This is a genomic window from Bordetella ansorpii, assembly GCF_900078315.1.
In the GTDB taxonomy this organism is placed as follows: domain Bacteria; phylum Pseudomonadota; class Gammaproteobacteria; order Burkholderiales; family Burkholderiaceae_B; genus Bordetella; species Bordetella ansorpii.
This window is the reverse complement of sequence record NZ_FKBS01000009.1, coordinates 1-313: the sequence shown is the minus strand read 5'-3', so window position 1 is coordinate 313 and position 313 is coordinate 1. Positions and strand designations below refer to the sequence as shown.

The 313-nt window shown below is 49.5% G+C and carries 1 tRNA gene; it reads right to left on the bottom strand.

Features of this window, described 5'->3' with window-relative positions:
* Positions 1 to 132 precede the first annotated feature (132 nt).
* Positions 133 to 208, bottom strand: a tRNA-Ala gene (locus A7W11_RS05100).
* Between the last annotated feature and the right edge of the window lie 105 nt (positions 209 to 313).

Below are 313 nucleotides of genomic sequence, written 5' to 3'. Positions count from 1 at the left end.
TGGAAACTCGATTACTCAGAAACACTTTACGTTGTGCTTCTTCCTCATTGTTAAAGAGCGTATGACTGGTCTAAACCAAACTGCATAAAGACCAACGATCAATACTGACTCGCAGTACTCATCGTTAGGCTTTGGTGGAGGATGACGGGATCGAACCGACGACATCCTGCTTGCAAAGCAGGCGCTCTCCCAGCTGAGCTAATCCCCCGTTTCCTACACAGACGCTGGTTTCACCAACATCGCACAGAAATCTTGGTGGGTCTGGTTGGATTCGAACCAACGACCCCCGCCTTATCAAGACGGTGCTCTAACC